The following is a 19,649-nucleotide window of genomic DNA, read 5'->3' as shown; positions in this document are numbered from 1 at the left end:
TTGAATATGGATTCAAAAACATGTTCTTCGCACGAGGCGGTTATACCTCGGCATTGAAATCGGATCGTGATTATACCGGAAGCGGTATGAGCGGTCTCACGCTTGGTGCCGGTGTGGACTACAAGTTTACGGATAAATTCGGCGCAGCCGTTGATTATGGATTTATGGACATGGGCGATCTCGGTAAAACCCATCGCTTTACTGTCGGCCTAAAATTCTAAGGCTAAGAGCAGCTATCCAAAGTAACATTTGTCAGATAAAATGAGTTCATAAATATCCTTCTCTTCTCTCCTAAAGGGCATCAACAAAATAGTTGATGCCCTTTTTTGTAACCGAAATAATGAAGCCAGTAAAATAATTAACCCATATAGGGTATTGCTTGCTAATGCTTTTTTAATTAGCATCAATAACCTAAAAGGGTTAATTTTATCTCGTTTGACTGTTTCCCTATACAAACAGACAACTCTATTTTTCAATGAAACGACTAATTGTTATTGTTTATCTATTATTGAATGGGTGCATTATTTATTGCCAGTCGCAACCCTTTCATATTGAAACACTATCTGCCGAGATGGGTCTGTCCCAAAGTACAGTGACGTGCATATTTCAAGATTCGAGAGGTTATCTGTGGATTGGAACACAGAATGGACTCAATCGGTATGATGGGTATTCAATAAAAGTTTATAAACGCAACTTCAATAATGAAAACTGTATCTCAAATAACGGGATAAATTCTATATATGAGGATAACGGTAAGAAACTCTGGATTGCGACCAACAGCGGACTGAATATGTTCGATCCGGATTCAGGTGTTTTTAGACAATTTATTTTTTCTGAAAACGATTCCAACACCTTGAGTGGTAATTTTATACGTGACGTTTGTCAGGATAAAGAAGAGCACTATTGGATTGCTACGCGTGGAAGAGGCCTCGATATGTATGATGCGCGACTTGGCCGGTTCCGAAACTATAGAAACGATCCGAAAAACCTAAAGAGCCTGAGCAACAACGCACTCACATCCCTTTGCATTGATATCAGTGGAAACCTATGGATTGGAACGTGGGGCGGCGGACTGAACAGGTTCAACCCCGAAGATCAATCCTTCTTTGCATTTCGGCACAATCCTCAAGATATCAATTCCATCGCGAGTGACTATATTGTTAGACTATATTCTGATTCTCTTGGTAAGATTTGGATAGCAACTCAGAACGGACTCAGCAAATTGGACCCACAAACAAACACATTCCGATCGTACAAAAATACGGCGAATAAGTTTGATTCGATGGTCTATTCTATTCTGCCGGATAAAAAAGGAATGCTTTGGTTGGGAACAACCGACGGTCTCATTTGGTATGACAGCGAAACGCAAGAGTACGAGAAAGAATACTTAAGCAATTCTCAAGGAGCCGGGACTCAAGAAATATCATCTCTTTTCAGAGACCGTTCAGGTGTGGTCTGGGTCGGAACTACGCGCAGTGGCATTATGAGAATCATTCCTAAAAAATTCAAAACGTACCGGTATGATCCAGTATCAAATCCCGGATTTTCAAATAACAACATTTGGTCCTTTGCTGAACATCCAGATGGAAATATCTGGGTAGGAACAGATGATGGCATATTCTTTTTTGAGCCAAAAAAAGAACGGATTACTCGGAAGTTCAATTCTATTTTTCAATCTTTAAGTTCATCTGCAATCAGTGTTAATGCGTTAATTGTGGACGGAGGTACTCTCTGGGCGGGCACTCCGGTAGGGTTGTTAGAAATTAGCTTGAATAACGAACAATATGTACAGCATCTGACCAATAGAAATGATTCCACTTCTTTGAGTTCAAATTTTGTTCTTTCACTTGAAAAAGCTGATAATGGGGACTTGTGGATTGGTACGTCAACGGGCCTTAACTGGATGGACGCCAAATCAAAAACAATAAAGCGGCTTTATACCATGATTGATACCTCAGCACGCGCACCTAACTATCCTGTCCTATCGTTCAAGAAAGATAGCAAAGGATTTATATGGGCGGGTACTATGAACGGACTGACCCGTTACTCCGGTCACGAGAGAGTTCATTTTTTTAAAGAAAAAGCCTCTAAACTGAAGTCAACAACGGCTTACTCGTGTTTGTCAATTTGTGAAGATGGAACAGGACGACTCTGGATAGGAACCGATGCAGGGATAAGTGTCTTGAATCCAATCGACAGTTCACTCCGGCACATTGATGAGGATAATGGATTACCTGATAATATGATTTACGGTGTACTGATGGACGAAGGAAGCAATTTGTGGATCAGCTCAAACAGAGGCTTGTCCAGAATTGACCGGGATAATCTTGAAAAAATAATAAATGCTGAAAACACCAAGTTACTACGCCTCTCAGTAAAAAATTATGATAAGCGCGACGGCTTACAGGGCAATGAATTTAACTCAGGCGCGTTTCTCCTGACCCGATCGAAAGAGATGTATTTTGGGGGACTTAATGGGTTTAGTCGATTTAATCCGAATCACATAGAACAAAACAATATTGCACCGCCCGTTTCCATTACCTCGGTAAAAAAATACGAAAAGGAAATAAAAGCTGATTGGTCGAGGGAAACCGGTATTGAATTATTACACGACGAAAACATGCTGACCTTTGAGTTCATTGCTTTAGATTTTACCGACCCAGCAAAAAATCAATATGCCTACAAGCTTGCCGGTGTCGACAATGACTGGGTCTATTCAAATTCACGCAGATATGCAACCTACTCTAATCTAGGGGCAGGGGCCTACCGTTTTCTTGTGAAAGCATCAAATAACGATCTCGTGTGGAGTGAAGCCGTTTCGCTGAACATATTTATTCATCCGCCGTACTGGAAAACGTGGTGGTTCTTCTGTTTAGGAGTGATTTTAATTTCTTCAACTGTGTGGATGGCGCACAAATACCGGGTAAAACAAAAAATTAAAACTACTCTAGAGATTGAAAGAATCCGGCGGTTCGAAAATGAACGTGTGAGAAAAAAAGCGTCGGATGATTTTCATGATGAATTTGGACATACACTGACAAAAATCGCAATGCTGGCTGAAGTCCTGAAGCGTGAACTTAGCGACATCACTGAGGAAAATATGACGACATTGCAGAAAATCATTGAAACTTCTAAAATGTTATCTACAGGCATGCGTGATTTTCTATGGGTTTTGAACCCAGACAAAGATACTTTCAGAGAAGTAGCGATCCGTATCAAAGACTTTGGGGATGAACTTTTCGATCAAACGGGCACGGACTTTTTGGTGGACAGTATTCCTGAAAGCTACGAGGCCTATCGGCTATCTATGCACGTGCGAAGGCATATCATACTTATATTCAAAGAAGCTATGCATAATGTATTAAAGCATGCTGAGAGCAGAAAAACAACATTAACTTATAAGATTGAAAACAACAACTTTGTAATTCTATTGGCTGATGAAGGAAAAGGTTTCAATCACAATGAAAAAATTCCAGGCCTTGGAATCCGCAGTATGCGCCGCCGTGCAAATGAAATTACGGCTACGTTGAACATAAGCTCAAAACCAGAGGAAGGAACAACGGTTCGATTTAATTTGCCCATTTCATCCACACTAAACCAATTTTAATATGAAAAATCTCATTACCGTATCTCTTGTCGAAGATGATCGTGACATTTGCTCCAGTCTGGCGAAACTGATTAACAATACAAATGTGTTTACTTGTATTCACCAATACCACGATTGCCAATCTGGAGTTGAAGGAATCATCAAAGATCCGCCGAATATCGTTCTGATGGATATTGGCTTACCTGACCGGTCCGGCATTGAAGGCATTTCAGAAATCCGCGCGAAACTTCCCGATCTCAATATTATAGTTCTGACGGCACACGAAAATGACGACTACGTTTTTAATGCATTATGCGCAGGCGCCTCAGGATACATCATAAAAGAGGCCTCAACGGAACGAATATTAGGCGCAATCCAGGAGGTACTAAACGGCGGAGCGCCCATGAGCACCCAAATTGCCAGAATGGTCGTTAAATCTTTTCAAAGGAAAAACACAACGACACTTAGTCCCAGAGAAATGGAAGTTCTAAATGAACTATGTACAGGTAAGAGTTATAAAATGATCGCAGATGTTTTATTCATAAGCGAAGAAACCGTTCGCCGTCATCTGAAGTCTATTTACAAAAAACTTCATGTGAGCAGCAAATCTGAGGCTGTGGCGAAAGCGCTTAAGGAAAGATTGGTTTAACGAAAAAGTTGGAATTATTTCAGGTGCTAGTCTAAAATTAATTACGTTCAATTCTGGAATCAGCAACCTGGTGCGGAGTGACGGCTCTCGAAAACCGGTTCTTTGAGCTTCAAGGGGAATACCTATCCGGTTTTCTTAAAAAATACCATATCAACAGAAGAACATTGGACAAAATAAAAAGCGCCCTTATGTAAACAGGTAAGTCCAAACGGGTAACAAACCCTTCAATTATCGCGGCTATCACAAGAAAAGGAAGAATACCGAGTATCAATTTGACCGCTTCATACCCGCTAAGCATCAAAGCCTCTTTCCTCGAATACGACCCTGGAAACAACATCGCTTTTCCAATAATCAGGCCGGCTCCTCCGGCAATGAAGATGGATGCCAGTTCAAGCGTCCCGTGCATCATTACCGTTATTAAAGAATCGAGCAGAAGTTCGCGTTGATAAAAAATGAAGAAAAAAACGCCAAGAAGCAGTCCGTTATAAAAAAGAACGTATAACGTTCCAATTCCGGCAAATATACCCATTCCGAAAGCGAAAAAAGTTACTTTAATATTATTTGTCATTATAAATCCGGACATAACCGGGCTGTCGGACTGTGAATAAACGGCGAACGGATCGTTTTGGTTAATATTTTGTTCGGTCATTTCCACATACTGCTCGCCCATAAAAATCCTGGGCAGATTCGGGTTCACAAAACCTCCAGAGAACGAAAGCGCCGTTCCAAGAAAGAAAACGAAGAATGACAACAGAACATATTTTACATTTGCGCGAAAAATGACGGGAAAAATCTCGGAGTAGAAACGTAGGACGGCTTTAAAGCCGATATTACGTTTTCCATAAATACTGTTATGAGATCTGCCTATAATAGAATTAAGTTCCTGGATAATGCGGTCGTACGGAAAAGCCGAACACGCGTAAGCATAATCGGCGCAGGCCGATCGGTATAATTTAACCATTTCGGATAATTCGTTATCGGATAATCTTTCAGTTCCTTGGTGTTTCGTTACCAGTGATTCCAATCGATACCAATTGGTTTTTTTAGTTTTGACGAAGGATTCAAGATTCATATAGGTGATTTGTTAAAATTGAATTTTCGGAAGAAGCCCGCTGTTTCTCACAAAATCCAGATTTTCTTTAGAGCCCGCATCCATCCAGAAACCGTCATAATCGTAACCCATAATATTCAAATTATCTTTAATTGCAATCTGGTAAAAATCAGATATGATAGATGAAAACTCGGGTTTTAAATATGAGAAAACAATGGGATCGAGAATATGAATGCCTGTAAACATCCGGTTTAAAAAAGTAACAGACTCTTCTGTTTTAGGTTTAGAACTAACCGCACATATTCTGTATTCTTGAGTAAGCTTGATTTCGTCAAAATTGGGCATGGCAGTATCATCTCTGACAACCATTGTTGCCGCGGCATTTTGTTCGAAGTGGTAGGCAATGACTTTTTTTAAATCGATGTTACAAATAATATCCGAATTAATAAGAACAAATGGTTCATGACCAAAAAATTTTTCAGCGTGTTTTACTCCGCCGCCGGTTCCCAAAATCATTTCTTCATGTGAATAGGATATGTGTAATCCATACTTACGTCCATCCTGCAGTGCATCGCGGATTGTGCCCGCATGGTAATGGGTGTTAATCATTACATCGACGATTCCGGCCTTCTTAATCAGAAAAAGTGCGTATTCGATAAGGTAATGATGTTGAATCTGAATAAGGGGTTTAGGCAGGTCACGGGTGAGTTCATGAAGACGCGATCCGAAACCGGCCGCAAGGATCATTGCTCGCATATCAGCTTAATGCCTCGATGGCCGCAGGCAACAAACTGACACGTTCAACGGTCGCATCGGGTTCCTCTTTCTTCGATGCCGGCTCTGTCTGCCAGTTTTTCAAACGATGCAGTGATTCCAAATACATTAACTGTTTTTTGGTTGAAGGCTCAAATCCTTTGCGATAGGTATTCCATTTTACCTGTATGGTAAACATGTCAAATTCTTTAGCAGGTATGATATCGCGGTCGATACGGTCACCGATCATCAACGCATTTTCAAAGCTGCATCCTGCGTGGTTGATAGCCCATTCGTAGAGGGTCTTTTTAGGCTTATTGATTCCAAGTAAAGCGCTGATAGCATAAATTTTAAAATAATTCAATACACCTTTGGCTTTTAGAAAATCAAGAATTTCATGCGGTTGATCCGCAATGAGTCCTAAAGAATATGATCGTGATAATTTTTTCAAAATACGCTCCATGCCTGGAATTAGAATTAAATCGCGTTTCAGATTACGGTGGATATGGTTTTTTATGTCGTGGTGCCATTGATGGTACAAACCTTCCGGCAGATACATTTTGGCAATAGTATAATGCGGCGATTCATCCGCATGTCCCAAAATAAGATCTTCGCGGGTTGCAATTATGTCCTGAAAGGAAAGATCAATGTTGTTATCATGCAGGTTTTTTTCAAGAATACGGTAGAGATTAAAGCGTAGTTTGTCTTCGTTAACAAGAGTATCGCCGATGTCAAAAAATATCCAATCTACGTTTTTATTTTTTGGGAGGGTTGGCATGGCTTATCATAGTTAATAAATCATACGGCTCGCTGAAAATCGTATAACGTGACATGACATCCAACGCATGCTGAAATACACTATTAATATAAGGCAAATACTTGATATTTCCAAAATTTTCAAAGCAAAAAGCAAAGGCACCCGCATCATGAAGTTTTCGCTGCAGGGTGGTCAGGTCATATATCCATGAAAAATTGACATCCAAAGGGATCGGAATATGTTTTGCTCTCGCGGCGGACTTATAGTGATTGATAAATTTATTTTTCATATCGGTTTTAAGGGTTACATATACATCCTCGATCAGCGAAACCAGATCATATAAGGCTAGGCCCATTCTAGCGTCCTGAAAATCAATTATTACCAACTCATTCTCTTTGAGAATAAGGTTGGACGCTTGAAAATCCCTGTGTGTGAACACAACAGGCTGTTTCGTCAGCTCATGGACGATGGTCTCAAAAAACCCCTGCAGAATATATTTTTCAGCGTTCGACAAGACATGTCCAAAATAATTTGTTATCAATTTTTTGTATACGTGAAAGTCAAATTCAAAACTGAATTTTTCTTTATCGAACAGTCTTTTCGATACAATGTTTGCAGGGTCGGGAGGTAATGTTTGAAGCGCAAGCAGTAAGTCTATAGCGCCTTCATACATACTTTCAATCATGCTTTGCGGCGCGTTTCGCACCAGTAATTCCAATGTCTGCTTTCCGCAATTTTCCAGAATGATATAACCATGGGCTAAATTAGCATAGAATATTCGGGGCGACCGGATATGGTTCCTTTTAAAATAACGCGTAATCTCCAAGTAGTCTGAAAGCGTATCGGCAGGAGCCTGCATGAGTATGAACATTTCATCCGGATCATCATCTGAAATGCCGGATACGCTGTAGTATTTTTTTGATGAGGCTCCGGTTTCAGATGGCCCCAGCTTAACTATAAGAGGATCAGCCTGAAGATCGCCGGCAATAAGTTGTTTAAGATTGTCCATAAATTAGAGTCAAAGTATTTAGAGAAAATAAAAATAAAATATATCAATCGGTAGTTGAATCGTATAGGAGAAAGTAGTTACCTTCAGTTCGGCACAAACGACTATATGACCCCTTATTTTTTATATACGCTTCGCATTAAGAAACTTGAGCAAGACATTTCCCGTGCTTTGGAAGACTGCGACCCGGATGCGATTCACGACGTCAGAGTGTCAATAAGGCGAATGCTTATGTTATGTTCCGTTCTAAAAGAATCTGGAAAAGCGCCTTATTCAAAAAAAGAACTGCGCATATTGAAGAAGAAATTCAGGAGAGCGGGGGCGCTCAGGGATATACAAGTTCAGCTTCATTTGCTAAACTCATGGGAGGATAAACTTCAACTTCGATTTGACCTGTATAAGCAGCATCTGGAGCGACGAGGGAAAACGCTTCAGAAATATTTCAGAACGGCCTTTCTAACGATTAACCTAAAAAAAGCGATTCCCAATAGGGTAAGTCGTATCGCGTATCGCCGCGCCATCGAAAAAGGATTGCAGGGCCTAGATGACGACTTCAGGCTTGCATTGCAACAAACCGGTTCCTTGCATAAACTGAGAATAATTTCGAAGAAATTGAAATACACACTGGAGGTTCAACAGGCTTGTTATCCCGGATTCGGATCCACTGAGACATTCAGGAAGTATCTAGCCCAAGTTCAAGACTTGTTAGGTGCATGGCACGATATCGAAACGGGCCTGCAACACATAAATTATTTTATCAAGCGTCACAGAATAAAAATAGCAGATCCTGCGTTGTATGACAACTTAATTGCGTTTATGCGAAAAGAAAAAGAAACGATACTCTTGGAGATACGCTCGGAATTACAGAAACAAATTCCGATCAAAGAACTTCTTTCCGTTGTATTGTCATAGTAAAACCATTATATTATTTATATTCGTCTTTCACCATACGTAATAAAACATGGAAAAATCATCGAAGGTTTCGCGTCGTAATTTTTTGGCTTCCGCTCTAACTGCCACATCGGGTTTGGTTTTGGGTAATCTTGCGTCGTCAAGCTCTCTCAACGCTACGGGTATACTGGATGAGACGCATACAGGCGGAAATTCATTAAGCATAAATATTGAAGATTATCCGGAATTAAAAGAGGCAGGCGGTTATAAAGTACTGAAAGAAGTAGCCATCGGAGATATGACGGATTCGATCATTATCGTCAGGAAATCGGATACAGATTTTCTCGTTTATTCATCAATATGCCGGCACAAGAAGTGTAATGTCAAATACAAAAAAGAAAGGGATCTGTTTGTATGCCCATGTCACGGAAGCACTTATGATATAAACGGGAAAGTTATTAAGGGGCCCTCGCAAGGCGATATTCCAAAATACAAAACAAAACTAATAAACGATACACTAGAGATTTCAAATTAATGCATTCAAGGTAAATGTATGAGACGCGTTTTCATTGTTTTGCTTATCCTAATTACTGCAATACAGTTCCTGCGACCGGAGAGATCCAATATTCCGGAAGATCCGGCGAAAAACATACAATCCTATGTGAAAGTGCCTGATGAAATTACAAAAATCCTGATTCGATCTTGTTATGATTGTCACAGTAATACAACACGGTGGCCGTGGTACAGTGAAATTGCGCCCTTCTCATGGGTTATAGCCGATGACGTAAAGTTGGGAAGAAGACACCTTAACTTTTCCGAATGGGGCACTTATTCTCAAAAAAGGATGGGAAAAAAATTATATCAAATCGCCGAAGTGGCCGGGGACAGCTCTATGCCGTTAACCTCTTATCGATTAACGCACCCGGACGCCAAATTAAGCTCAATGGAATTGAAAATGCTGGGTACTTGGGCTGAAGAAAAGGCGGATGAAATTCCGGATAGCGACGATGATTATGAAGAAGGGACGTCGCATAAGTGACATATGCGTACAGGCTTGTATTCCCGTAATCAGCTTATCTGCTGATCATTACGGACAGAGCTTTCAAAAAAAGCACCTTAGATCATAAAATCGATTATTTTTTTCTGTGGGTCAAACGGCGCAAGTTGGTTCAGGCCAAGCTGTTCAATGGCGCATTGAATTAGATCGGTATCGTTATTCAAATTCAATTTTAATCGATCAGCGTAAAATTTTCCCGCCATCACGATGGAATCTTTGGGTATCAACCCGACGATCTCACTTCCTGTAACTTTTGTGCCAACGCTTGCCGCTTCTTTTTTACATTCTTCATACGTCGTATGAATTGCCGTAATCAGATAATTTAATAAATTCATAGAAATTTGAGTGATCCCGTGCGCTTCCATATAAATGCCTTTTGCCTGGGTTTCTCGCAGCGATCCCGGAATACGTAATGACTTCCCGTTCTCATCTTTCATAATTATTCCGTTCTCATCCCGCTTAGGACGGCCGCTTTCCCGTACACGAAATGCGATTTCATCGGCAAGCTTGACGTCAGGTGATGATAAATTGACATTAAACGCAATAAGAAAAAAGCGCGCACCGGTTGCCGTCACTCCTGATCTCGCAACTTTTTCAGTAAAATTCATTTCACCGTAATCCGGCGCCCATTGTAGGTCGCTTAACTTGGATTCCAGCGCTTCGTATTCCCCCTTGCGGATATCGGGTAATTTTTTCCGGTCGGATTTCCGCGCAGCCTGGGCGTACAGGTAAATCGGAATGCCCAATTCCTTCGCAACACGCTGCCCGTATTGATTTGCCAGTTGAACGCATTCTTCCATCGTGATACTGCTGATGGGAACAAACGGCACGACGTCGGTAGCGCCCATTCGCGGATGTTCGCCCTTATGTTTGCGCATATCGATCATTTCAGAAGCCGTCTTAGTTGCGAGGAATGCCGCTTCTACAGCCGCTTTCGGTTCGCCGGCAAAGGTAACGACAACCCGATTATAGTCTTTATCGGGCTCGACGTTTAACAATTTTACACCATCCACATTTTCAATAGCATCTGAAATGGACTTTATGACAAGAGGATCCCTGCCCTCGCTGAAATTTGGCACGCATTCGACAATCTGTTTCATTCTGAATTCCAATATGATTGAGTTAATTGTATGTTGAGGAATTACTTCTTTTCACCGGCTTTATAAAACTTCATAAATTCATCCGGCTGAAGGTATTCCATTTTTCCGAGTTTAGATAAACTATTTTTATAATGTTTTGCATTCCAGGAAACCACGACTCGAACGGGCCGCTGTTTGACCAACGTGAAGATCAGGCTGTCTACCATATTACCTGTAAATTGGGTCGTGTGAAGGATCTCACCGAAAAAGTGATCCATAAAATATTCGGTTGACAAGTCGTATGAACTTGGGTAAATGATCTCAAGGTTATAGGTTCTGTCAAAATTCTCAAAAAAACCGAGAAGTTCTTTTTCGGAACAATGCGGCGCGATCAGACTGCATACTTCCAGGAGATTAAATATAGTGGTTAGATTTTTTGTGTTTTGAACGCGATGGAGGAAAAGGCTGTTTTGTTCATACCGGGGATCGTTTGCATAAAAATTGTCCATAACAAAGATATCGGTGTCAATCATTATCATTGCCGTATCTCCTCAGGCTTTTTGTCGCTTCATCCACGGTACTAAACGGCAGTTTGCCATCAATCAGCGCAGATATCTGTTTCAATTTTTCTCGCGAGTTGACCTGCTGTTCGCTCGAAACTTCAGCCTTGGTTCGTCGCCGTATCTTCTCGATGACGGAAACGCCTTGAAGATCGGGCGCGACATCGTCGGAAACGGATTCGTCCGTAATGACGATCAAGAGCTTCGTGTTATTGTCCGCATGAAACTCCTCGAGCGCTTCGATTTTGCCGTTGCGGTAAACTCCTTGCAGTGTTTTCATGGTACTCATCCTTTGAAATTAAAAACAACAAATAGGGCCTAATACATTTGCAGATCATTATCGTTTATGGTCACGGAAGGATACTGGCGCAATTTTGCAATGATCTCATTCATAATTTCATGTAAGCGTGATTCGGATTTGGCTTCAAAACGTACAACCAATACCGGCTGTGTATTCGACGCACGTACCAGTCCCCAGCCATCGCCGTATAATACGCGAACGCCATCCACGTCGATCACGTCATATTTGGAACGAAAATATTCTTTCACTTCATCAACGATCTTAAATTTTTCTTCTTCGGTTGTGTCAACCCGAATTTCCGGAGTAGAATAAAAATGCGGGATGCTGTCGGCGAGTTCGGACAAAGTATGCGGAGAACGTGATAACAATTGAACCAAGCGGCACGCAACATAGATCGCATCATCATATCCGTAAAAATCGTCGGCAAAGAAAATATGGCCGCTCATTTCACCGGCCAGCGGGTTTTGGAGTTCTTTCATTTTTGCTTTGAGAAGCGAATGTCCGGTCTTCCACATGACGGGAATGCCGCCGTGCGTTGCGATGTCTTCGATCAGGGCCTGGGAACATTTTACGTCAAATAAGATCTGTGACCCCGGTGATTTTTTATTAATCTCGCGCGCGAATAATGCCATTAATTTATCCGCCCATATGACTCTTCCTTTTTCGTCAATTGCGCCGACACGGTCCGAATCGCCGTCAAACCCCAGACCGATATCCGCCTTATGTTCATGCACGAGCTTCTGAAGGTCGACAATATACTCCAATTTCGTCGGATCGGGAAGGTGGTTCGGAAAAGTACCGTCCGGTTCACAATACAGTTCGATGACTTCGCAGCCCAGTTTTCTGAAGATTTTTGGCGCGATCCGTCCGGCAGTACCGTTACCCGCATCGATCACGATCTTAAAGTGTTTATCGAAATGAATTTTCGATTTGATCATTTCAATATATTGAGAAACCACCGTTTTTTCGAGATAATTTCCGGTACCGGTTATGAAATCCTTTGCTTCAATAATCCGCTTCAGATTTTGAATTTCTTCGCCGTAAATCGGAGCGAGCCCAAGGCACATTTTGAAGCCGTTATATTCACGCGGATTGTGGCTTCCTGTGACCATGATGCCGCCATCGGTTTCGAAAAACAGGATCGAATAGTACAATACGGGCGTAGGCACTTCGCCGACGTCAATGACGTTCAAACCCGTCGAGCGCATGCCCTTAACCAAAGCATTCTTTAGTGAAAGCGACGTCGTTCTTACATCGCGTCCTACGGTTACCGTCTGCGCGCCTTTGCCGATCATATAAGACGCATAGGATTTACCGAGAAGTTCCACTACATCCGTAGACAAATCGTCAGCGACAACACCGCGGATATCGTATTCACGGAATATATTCGGATTAACGTATACCGTTTTATGAAGAGCAACCGGAGCGGGCGCCGTCTTCGCCTTTCGCCACACTTGTTTGACAGGTTTAGGGGGAACATTCTTTATTATTTTCTTCTTTATATTTTTTTTCGGCTTAGTTTTCTTTATCGGTTTCTTGGACGCCGGTTTTTTTACAGCTTTTTTCTTTCCAACGGTTTTCTTTGTTTTATTTAAAGAAGGTTTTTTTGAAGTTTTTGATTTCCGGACCTTCTTTTTTATTGGTTTTTTCTTGAGAGCCATGGCGAGTTTCTCCACAGGGTTTGGTGAGATTATATTTTTGAATCACAAGTAATATCAACAATTTTGCCGATGAATGTACTGCCAAATTACAGGTTATTCAAGTATAAAAACGTTTGTATTATTGTGTTTACCTGTTTTTTCAATTATATTTTTCAAAATGAATACGAAAAAAATGTCTGACCTGATCCGAATCAATCACTTAAGAACTTACTTAAACTCCGGTGATATGTGTTTCAAAGCGGTGGACGACATCAGTTTTGATATCCACTCCGGTGAGACGCTGTGTTTAGTCGGTGAATCGGGCTGCGGGAAAAGCGTTACGGCGCTTTCGATTTTGAGGCTGCTGGCAGAGCCGCCATGGGAAGTTTCTGCAGAGGAACTTTGGTTTAAAGAAAAGAATATGTTAAGTCTGTCGGCGGAGACCATGCGGGCTATTCGCGGTAACGACATTGCGATGATATTCCAGGAACCGATGACGTCATTGAATCCGGTATTCACGGTTGGCAATCAGATTCACGAAGCTCTGATTCTGCACAAAAAAATTTCGCAGAAAGAAGCCAAGGCATTAACGATTAAGCTTATGAAAAAAGTCGGACTACCGGATGCAGAAAACAAATACGATGATTATCCGCACCAGTTATCCGGGGGCATGCGCCAACGGGTCATGATCGCTATGGCGCTGTCCTGTGATCCTTCGCTTTTGATCGCCGACGAGCCTACGACAGCGCTCGATGTGACGGTTCAGGCCCAAATACTGGAATTGCTCCGGGCATATCAGCAGGAATCCGGCATGGGACTGCTGCTGATCACGCATGATTTCGGGGTGGTGGCGGAGATGGCAGATCGGGTTGCCGTAATGTATGCATCTAAAATTGTTGAGTCCGGGGATGTTCAGACCATATTCCGTAATCCAAAGCATCCTTATACAATAGGCCTGCTGGACGCAATTCCGAAGATAGATTCAAAAGCAGCATATTTAAAAGTGATACCGGGACAAGTTCCCGATTCTTCACGTTATCCGCAGGGTTGCCATTTTGCGCCGCGTTGTGAATACGCCGTCGAACGGTGCAGAAATGAAAAGCCGGATTCCTTGGAGATAGAATCCGGTCATTTTGTCAATTGCTGGGAATTTGAAAGAGTCTTCAGACAGAACCAGAAAGTTTGAAGATTTGTGCGTGACACCCGATCTCATTTTTGCGAGGCAACCTGCTCCACTTTAGACCAAACGCGCAATAAGTTCAATCCGCATATTTTTCCGATATCTACTTTAGAGTAATTTCTCTTCAAAAGTTCGTATATAAGATTAGGATATTGAGAAACGTCTTTAAGTCCTGTCGGCAGAGAATCGCCCACGCCGTCAAAATCCGAACCAAACCCCACATGATTTACCCCAACCAATTTTACCACGTGATCAATGTGGTCGGCAACTTCTTTGACGTCGGAATAAAAGCCGATCGGGTGTTCTTTTTCATAATGATCTACAAAAGTATGAGCGGCAGGGTCGCTTGAAGATATTCCCATAGCTATCAACGCGTTTCGTGCGTCCGTTCTGACAGTAGAATCACGCTTGAAGTATTCGCCGTTGATAAATGAAGAACCAAAATTGATCATAATGACGCCGCCGTTTTTTGCAAGCATACGGATCATGTCATCCGACATATTTCGCTCCCAGTCGGGTGTAAAATAACGACAGGATGAATGAGAGGCAATCACAGGGGCTTTGGAAATATCCATCACATCATAAAACGCCTCATCGGTAATATGTGACACGTCTACCATGATGCCGAGCCGGTTCATTTCAAGTACAACCTCTTTTCCGAATGCGCTGAGTCCGTGAGATGTTCTCGACGTATCGTAAGATGAATCCGAGATATGATTGTCTTTCGAATGAGCCAGTGTAATATAACGAATGCCGCGATCGTAAAAATGACGAAGGTTTTTAAGATCATGTTCAATAGGCGAACCGTTTTCCATTCCCAAACATAACGATATCTTTTTTGAAGTGAATTGTTTTTTGACGTCCGACGTTGAATGGGCCATTACAAATTTATCCGGCCAATCGGTAGAAAACTTTTCCACCATATCGATCAGCGTGTCGGCCAATAATTTTGCTCCGCCTTTTCTCTCATACTCCGCTGGAACATAAATGGACATAAAGGGCGCATTCAGTCCACCCTCTTTGGCGCGTACATAATCAAAATTGCCGCCCGCTGTCCGCAGCGAAATATCCTCCATTATTTCCCGCAGTCGGTAAGGCGTATCCACGTGAGTATCGATGAGGATGAGTTCCTGCGCGTATTTCATGGCCTTGGTTCGCAGAGATTCTTCGGTAACCAGTTTTTTTGGTGCGCAAGACAAGGTGAATAGACATGACACAGCAACAAAAAAGAATGAACGGATCATACAGCCTTTGAGGTTAAGCTATTGAATTATTCTGGCCACGACGTATCCGGTGACCAAGCCCGTTAAGAAAATAATTACCAACAAGCGGTAGTTTAACACCGTTTTTCCATGGCCGGCTTTGATCGCCACGACGGAAACAAAATAACCCAAGCCATTGATGATCCAGAGAAGCGAGGAACTTAAAATCGTTACCAGTAATGGCCCGACGAACGGGATCAGGCCGATGAGGCTTAATAATCCGGCCGCAAGCCAGGAAAACGCGCTGGATAAGATACCAAAGATCACGATCGAACCGCCCGCTATGCCTCTGTCCCATTCAAAATAAAATGTGATCAGGATCATCCCGATAATAATTAACCAGACCAAAAACATTTTCCGGCTGTCTTTGAGGAACTCCGCTGTGCGCGACGCAAACACTTTCCTCTGCGTGTGAAAACGCTTCCAGAATTTCTTTTTCCTAACGGCATCAGGGATGATCGCTTTTTCCAGCTTTCTATCCGGCTGTTGTTTCTCTTCGATCTTAAGATGAAGATACGCGCCGAGTTCCTCCTCTTCATACTTGGTGGAACCGTTAGGAATTTCCAACTCATTGTCCGGCAAAACCGGATTCATATCTTTTTCTTCATCAGCCATGAGAGATATCTATTAGCTTATAATTTTATCCGCCGAATCGAAATTCCGGATACAGGCACATTCCTCCGTCGACATACAGGGTCGTTCCGGTGATATAGTCCGCCTCATCCGAACTCAAAAAGGCAACTGCCGCCGCGACGTCCTCGACCTCTCCCATTCTGCCGTAGGGCATCTTGGTCATCAGATCGGCCATGCCTTTGGGATCGCTCCACACATTCTGATTGATCGGCGTTTTGATAGCGCCCGGTGCGACGCTGTTGATACGGATCTTCTTCTCGGCGTATTCCTGTGCAACCGATTGGGCAAATAAATTAATTCCGGCCTTAGTTGCGCAATACGAAGAAAAACCCGCCCACATGATCACCTGGTGAACGGATGAAATATTCACGATCTTACCACGCGAACGGGAACGAGGCCGATTCTCATTTTTTAGAAATTGGCGGACCGCCGCGCGGGAACATAAAAAATTACCGGTCAAATTAACGCCGATCACTTTATCCCACTCGGCTTTGGTTACATTTTCGAGAAGGTTATGAATTTCAATTCCGGCGTTGTTTACTAAAATATCGATCGTACCAAACTCTTTGAACATCTGTTTAAACATTGCGTCGACCTGCTCCTCATTGGAAACATCCGCCTTGATGCCGATGGCCTTGCCGCCTCCTGCCTTCTTGATCTTTTCTGTAACTTCCTTGGTGGCGTCTTCATTGAACAGCCAATTGATCACCACGTCCGCGCCTTCCGCAGCAAGTCTTTGGGCTACAGCGGCGCCGATACCGGAATTGGCGCCCGTTACAAGCGCTTTCTGCCCGCTCAGTCTTTTTTCCATAGAATCTCCTTCGGTTAAGTTAAATTTGTACATGTATTAGCGACAAATTTTAAACAAAAGACGTTAACACTGTTGATATGAGAGGCAAAAGACTGGTTTTTGAATTCAAACAAAGTAGTTTAAAAAAACAGCGTTTCAAAGTAAAGATTGAAAAAACTAATAATTCTGTAACAGCACGGATAACAGTACTCCAAAATTACGCGTTCCCGCTTTACGTTGATTCAGGCGCCAGGAAAAGTCCACGCGGGCAAATCGGTGAATATCACCCAACGCAAATCCAGCTTCAAAGATAGGTCGGCGTAAATCCTGAAGGTTTTGATACACCAAATGTGTAAAAGTGCCTTTGGATAATTCAACATAACCGATCCCAAATGTGGGTATCAGATCGATATGCCCGTCTTTTAAATACGGCAATCCGGTATATTCCAGCAATTCGCCGCCGAAATTATGTTCCACCGCCAAAGCAGCCATATAATTACCCTGAAAGTGATTACCCTCCGACTCACGCAGATCAACGGTTCTCAGCGCATAAGGAGATGTGCCTCCGTACAGATCGAATAAATATTGCTGGGGTAATTCATGCGTTCCGTAACCGGCAAATAGCTTTCCGTCGAGCGAACCTCGCCGTGTTGTCGGGTAGTGAAACCGTGCCGTTGCATAATACTTTGTAAAATCAAAATCACTTTTCAGTAAACTCCGATCGGAATATTCCACCGTTCCTTCGATGATCCAATATATCCCGCGGGATACGATGCCCGTCCCGTGCCCGATCATGTACGTGGCGGTTGCCGAAAGCCTTCTCAAACGTCCGGTATTGATCGGATAGACCGGATCAAATTTTTTGTATAAGAAATCCACCATCGCGTATTTGGCATTTCGTTGGGCAGAACTGTCCGTTCGGTCGGTGTAATTAAATTCCAATTTAAAATTATGCCGCGGTTTCACCTCTACAAATGTTTCGTATCCTTTGACATAATAATAGTTGAACGCGTCGTAACGGTATGCAAGCGCAGTCAGGCTGTTGGTCAATACATTTCCGGTTATCTCCCTGTAGGCGATGTCGTCGTAATAACGCGCGCCGACGGTCACTACGCGCGATGCGAAAGACTGCCGGATCTCGCCGGTGTATTTATAACGATCGTCCATGAATCCGTATCCGAACTTACCTTTGAGGGATAGCCCGCGGACATAACGCTTCAATGAAATATTATTAAGCTGAATTTCCCCACCGACGAAACTACCTTCAACCCGGTTATACCTGAAATCGGGCAAGAATTTGAAGCCCCAACGTATATTTTCCTGCCTCTGTTTAAGTTCAAAACTCTCAAGATCCGGGTAGATAATCTTTTTGTTTTTCTGCAAAAAGGCCAATTGCCAGAACCCATTTTCTTCTTCCGTGGTCATAGGAATGATCTGATTTTTATTCCAGAATGTTGAGTCCTTATAACGCGCATCCGACGCGCGCTCGATCAGGCGATTTGAAAACACATGATCCTCGATGACAGCATTAAGCTCGCAGTCGTAAACTTTTGAAATACTATACCATTCCGCTTTTACGTGGTGCCCAAGAAATGAAATATCAAACTGCAAACGCCACACCGTGTTTTCCGGAATCCAATAGATTCCGTTGTGTAAGGAGAAGGTTTGATGAAGCGTAAAGGAGCGGGGTTGGGGAAACAGCTTGACGCCGCTATTAAACGACACGTCGGCAGCCATAAGACGGTAGGATTCGGAGCTGATGATCAGTACGCCATCCATGAGAGGCTGATGCTTTGTTCTGGGAGTAATTTGTATCCGGTACGCCGGAAGTCCATTTTCGATAACGGTGTCCAGAAATTGGAATTGGTAGTACTTTTCTGATCCTTTAGACAACGGGCCCACGACGGACGTATTATTAACCGTTATCTTACTTTGGCTGAAGTCATCGATCATTCCAAAATCAAAATCGTCGTATTCGACAAATTTGGGTTTGTGAATATGCCGGTAAGCCGTCTCAATTTCCCTTCGCCGTTCTGATTTTTTCCAATATAAGTCGGAGTGAACCAGCGTCACCGCCTCTGTTTCGTTTCTATTTTTTTCCGTGTTGAATACCGTAAGAAAAGATTTCGTATACGATTTCAGTTTATACGATTTCAACCGGGCTTGCATGGACGCATCTTTTGCTTTTTCAATGATGCGGTCTGCGTTCAGTGAGTCGCCGGCGGCGAACGCTGACGGGGAAACGAAACAGATCATGAGTAGAAAAAGGGAGCCGAATTTCGACATAGTTAGTAGAATGGGTCTTAATGAAAGAGGTCTTGCGGCATGAAATTTAGGTTAATATATTCCATCAGTCAATATTAAATTCAAATGGGTCGTATTTCAAAATTCCAAATAACAAATAATACGATGACCAAAAAATCAAGCGTCAATCATGCGGTTTGGATGCTTGGA

Annotated in this window: 19 protein-coding genes; 7 read left to right on the top strand and 12 right to left on the bottom strand. The window is 42.6% G+C overall.

Annotated elements, in window-relative coordinates:
- The first annotated feature begins 20 nt into the window (after positions 1 to 20).
- From F9K33_12260 to F9K33_12250, 3 genes are all read left to right on the top strand, one after another.
- Complete coding sequence (locus F9K33_12260) at positions 21 to 221, top strand: outer membrane beta-barrel protein (GenBank protein ID KAB2878729.1); 201 nt, start codon at positions 21 to 23, stop codon at positions 219 to 221.
- 254 nt (positions 222 to 475) lie between these two features.
- Positions 476 to 3,607, top strand: coding sequence for a hypothetical protein (locus tag F9K33_12255; GenBank protein ID KAB2878728.1), 3,132 nt, complete (start codon positions 476 to 478; stop codon positions 3,605 to 3,607).
- Between the two features lies 1 nt (position 3,608).
- Positions 3,609 to 4,235 carry a response regulator transcription factor gene (locus tag F9K33_12250; GenBank protein KAB2878727.1) on the top strand — a complete coding sequence of 209 codons (627 nt, stop codon included), beginning with the start codon at positions 3,609 to 3,611 and terminating at the stop codon, positions 4,233 to 4,235.
- A 109-nt stretch (positions 4,236 to 4,344) separates the two neighbouring features.
- Here F9K33_12250 and F9K33_12245 read toward each other — a convergent pair whose 3' ends face one another.
- From F9K33_12245 to F9K33_12230, 4 genes are read right to left on the bottom strand one after another with little or no spacing between them, the layout of a single operon-like run.
- Positions 4,345 to 5,307 (bottom strand): stage II sporulation protein M, encoded by a 963-nt coding sequence (locus F9K33_12245; GenBank protein ID KAB2878726.1) that lies wholly within the window; start codon positions 5,305 to 5,307, stop codon positions 4,345 to 4,347.
- 12 nt (positions 5,308 to 5,319) lie between these two features.
- Complete coding sequence (locus F9K33_12240; protein ID KAB2878725.1) at positions 5,320 to 6,042, bottom strand: NTP transferase domain-containing protein; 723 nt, start codon at positions 6,040 to 6,042, stop codon at positions 5,320 to 5,322.
- Between the two features lies 1 nt (position 6,043).
- Positions 6,044 to 6,817 carry an HAD family hydrolase gene (locus F9K33_12235; GenBank protein KAB2878724.1) on the bottom strand — a complete coding sequence of 258 codons (774 nt, stop codon included), beginning with the start codon at positions 6,815 to 6,817 and terminating at the stop codon, positions 6,044 to 6,046.
- Positions 6,795 to 7,805, bottom strand: coding sequence for a phosphotransferase (locus tag F9K33_12230; protein KAB2878723.1), 1,011 nt, complete (start codon positions 7,803 to 7,805; stop codon positions 6,795 to 6,797). The genes F9K33_12235 and F9K33_12230 overlap by 23 nt, the downstream gene beginning before the upstream one ends.
- Positions 7,806 to 7,910: 105 nt before the next feature.
- Here F9K33_12230 and F9K33_12225 point away from each other — a divergent pair, with 105 nt between their 5' ends.
- The 3 genes from F9K33_12225 to F9K33_12215 are packed head-to-tail and all read left to right on the top strand — an operon-like array spanning position 7,911 to position 9,732.
- Positions 7,911 to 8,714 carry a CHAD domain-containing protein gene (locus tag F9K33_12225; protein ID KAB2878722.1) on the top strand — a complete coding sequence of 268 codons (804 nt, stop codon included), beginning with the start codon at positions 7,911 to 7,913 and terminating at the stop codon, positions 8,712 to 8,714.
- A 49-nt stretch (positions 8,715 to 8,763) separates the two neighbouring features.
- A complete protein-coding gene (locus tag F9K33_12220; GenBank protein ID KAB2878721.1) occupies positions 8,764 to 9,228 on the top strand; it encodes a Rieske (2Fe-2S) protein in 465 nt (154 codons plus the stop codon).
- An 18-nt stretch (positions 9,229 to 9,246) separates the two neighbouring features.
- Positions 9,247 to 9,732, top strand: a complete 486-nt coding sequence (locus F9K33_12215; protein KAB2878720.1) for a cytochrome C — start codon at positions 9,247 to 9,249, stop codon at positions 9,730 to 9,732.
- A gap of 77 nt (positions 9,733 to 9,809) precedes the next feature.
- Here the strand turns inward: F9K33_12215 and ftcD are convergent, their stop codons facing one another.
- The 4 genes from ftcD to F9K33_12195 are packed head-to-tail and all read right to left on the bottom strand — an operon-like array spanning position 9,810 to position 13,351.
- Positions 9,810 to 10,850 carry a glutamate formimidoyltransferase gene (ftcD, locus tag F9K33_12210; GenBank protein ID KAB2878719.1) on the bottom strand — a complete coding sequence of 347 codons (1,041 nt, stop codon included), beginning with the start codon at positions 10,848 to 10,850 and terminating at the stop codon, positions 9,810 to 9,812.
- Positions 10,851 to 10,891: 41 nt separating this feature from the next.
- Positions 10,892 to 11,368 carry a hypothetical protein gene (locus F9K33_12205; protein KAB2878718.1) on the bottom strand — a complete coding sequence of 159 codons (477 nt, stop codon included), beginning with the start codon at positions 11,366 to 11,368 and terminating at the stop codon, positions 10,892 to 10,894.
- Positions 11,355 to 11,669 (bottom strand): hypothetical protein, encoded by a 315-nt coding sequence (locus tag F9K33_12200; protein KAB2878717.1) that lies wholly within the window; start codon positions 11,667 to 11,669, stop codon positions 11,355 to 11,357. Before F9K33_12200 ends, F9K33_12205 begins: the two co-directional genes overlap by 14 nt.
- Positions 11,670 to 11,707: 38 nt before the next feature.
- Entirely contained in the window at positions 11,708 to 13,351 is a 1,644-nt protein-coding gene (locus F9K33_12195) for a phosphomannomutase/phosphoglucomutase (GenBank protein KAB2878716.1), read from the bottom strand.
- 157 nt (positions 13,352 to 13,508) lie between these two features.
- On the opposite strand from F9K33_12195, the gene F9K33_12190 reads away from it, so the two are divergent.
- A complete protein-coding gene (locus F9K33_12190) occupies positions 13,509 to 14,516 on the top strand; it encodes an ABC transporter ATP-binding protein (GenBank protein KAB2878715.1) in 1,008 nt (335 codons plus the stop codon).
- Between the two features lie 23 nt (positions 14,517 to 14,539).
- On the opposite strand, the gene F9K33_12185 is transcribed toward F9K33_12190, so the two are convergent.
- The 4 genes from F9K33_12185 to F9K33_12170 form a co-directional block, all read right to left on the bottom strand.
- On the bottom strand, positions 14,540 to 15,754 hold the full coding sequence (locus tag F9K33_12185; GenBank protein ID KAB2878714.1) for a membrane dipeptidase: 1,215 nt from the start codon (positions 15,752 to 15,754) through the stop codon (positions 14,540 to 14,542).
- A gap of 18 nt (positions 15,755 to 15,772) precedes the next feature.
- A complete protein-coding gene (locus tag F9K33_12180; GenBank protein KAB2878713.1) occupies positions 15,773 to 16,387 on the bottom strand; it encodes a DUF4112 domain-containing protein in 615 nt (204 codons plus the stop codon).
- A 25-nt stretch (positions 16,388 to 16,412) separates the two neighbouring features.
- Positions 16,413 to 17,216 carry a glucose 1-dehydrogenase gene (locus F9K33_12175; GenBank protein ID KAB2878712.1) on the bottom strand — a complete coding sequence of 268 codons (804 nt, stop codon included), beginning with the start codon at positions 17,214 to 17,216 and terminating at the stop codon, positions 16,413 to 16,415.
- 156 nt (positions 17,217 to 17,372) lie between these two features.
- Complete coding sequence (locus F9K33_12170) at positions 17,373 to 19,481, bottom strand: hypothetical protein (GenBank protein ID KAB2878711.1); 2,109 nt, start codon at positions 19,479 to 19,481, stop codon at positions 17,373 to 17,375.
- Between the last annotated feature and the right edge of the window lie 168 nt (positions 19,482 to 19,649).

It is taken from the genome of bacterium, assembly GCA_008933615.1.
Taxonomy (GTDB): Bacteria; CLD3; CLD3; order SB21; family SB21; genus SB21.
Note: the sequence above shows the minus strand (reverse complement) of the source record. Positions and strands in the feature narration are given on the sequence as shown.

Coding starts and splice junctions, on each gene's coding strand:
- F9K33_12180 (KAB2878713.1), bottom strand. CDS start 16,387: ATGGCTGATGAAGAAAAAGATATGAATCCGGTTTTGCCGGACAATGAG.
- F9K33_12245 (KAB2878726.1), bottom strand. CDS start 5,307: ATGAATCTTGAATCCTTCGTCAAAACTAAAAAAACCAATTGGTATCGA.
- F9K33_12260 (KAB2878729.1), top strand. CDS start 21: ATGTTCTTCGCACGAGGCGGTTATACCTCGGCATTGAAATCGGATCGT.
- F9K33_12230 (KAB2878723.1), bottom strand. CDS start 7,805: ATGGACAATCTTAAACAACTTATTGCCGGCGATCTTCAGGCTGATCCT.
- F9K33_12200 (KAB2878717.1), bottom strand. CDS start 11,669: ATGAAAACACTGCAAGGAGTTTACCGCAACGGCAAAATCGAAGCGCTC.
- F9K33_12195 (KAB2878716.1), bottom strand. CDS start 13,351: ATGGCTCTCAAGAAAAAACCAATAAAAAAGAAGGTCCGGAAATCAAAA.
- F9K33_12240 (KAB2878725.1), bottom strand. CDS start 6,042: ATGCGAGCAATGATCCTTGCGGCCGGTTTCGGATCGCGTCTTCATGAA.
- F9K33_12185 (KAB2878714.1), bottom strand. CDS start 15,754: ATGATCCGTTCATTCTTTTTTGTTGCTGTGTCATGTCTATTCACCTTG.
- F9K33_12170 (KAB2878711.1), bottom strand. CDS start 19,481: ATGTCGAAATTCGGCTCCCTTTTTCTACTCATGATCTGTTTCGTTTCC.
- F9K33_12205 (KAB2878718.1), bottom strand. CDS start 11,368: ATGATAATGATTGACACCGATATCTTTGTTATGGACAATTTTTATGCA.
- F9K33_12175 (KAB2878712.1), bottom strand. CDS start 17,216: ATGGAAAAAAGACTGAGCGGGCAGAAAGCGCTTGTAACGGGCGCCAAT.
- F9K33_12215 (KAB2878720.1), top strand. CDS start 9,247: ATGAGACGCGTTTTCATTGTTTTGCTTATCCTAATTACTGCAATACAG.
- F9K33_12235 (KAB2878724.1), bottom strand. CDS start 6,817: ATGCCAACCCTCCCAAAAAATAAAAACGTAGATTGGATATTTTTTGAC.
- ftcD (KAB2878719.1), bottom strand. CDS start 10,850: ATGAAACAGATTGTCGAATGCGTGCCAAATTTCAGCGAGGGCAGGGAT.
- F9K33_12250 (KAB2878727.1), top strand. CDS start 3,609: ATGAAAAATCTCATTACCGTATCTCTTGTCGAAGATGATCGTGACATT.
- F9K33_12255 (KAB2878728.1), top strand. CDS start 476: ATGAAACGACTAATTGTTATTGTTTATCTATTATTGAATGGGTGCATT.
- F9K33_12225 (KAB2878722.1), top strand. CDS start 7,911: ATGACCCCTTATTTTTTATATACGCTTCGCATTAAGAAACTTGAGCAA.
- F9K33_12190 (KAB2878715.1), top strand. CDS start 13,509: ATGAATACGAAAAAAATGTCTGACCTGATCCGAATCAATCACTTAAGA.
- F9K33_12220 (KAB2878721.1), top strand. CDS start 8,764: ATGGAAAAATCATCGAAGGTTTCGCGTCGTAATTTTTTGGCTTCCGCT.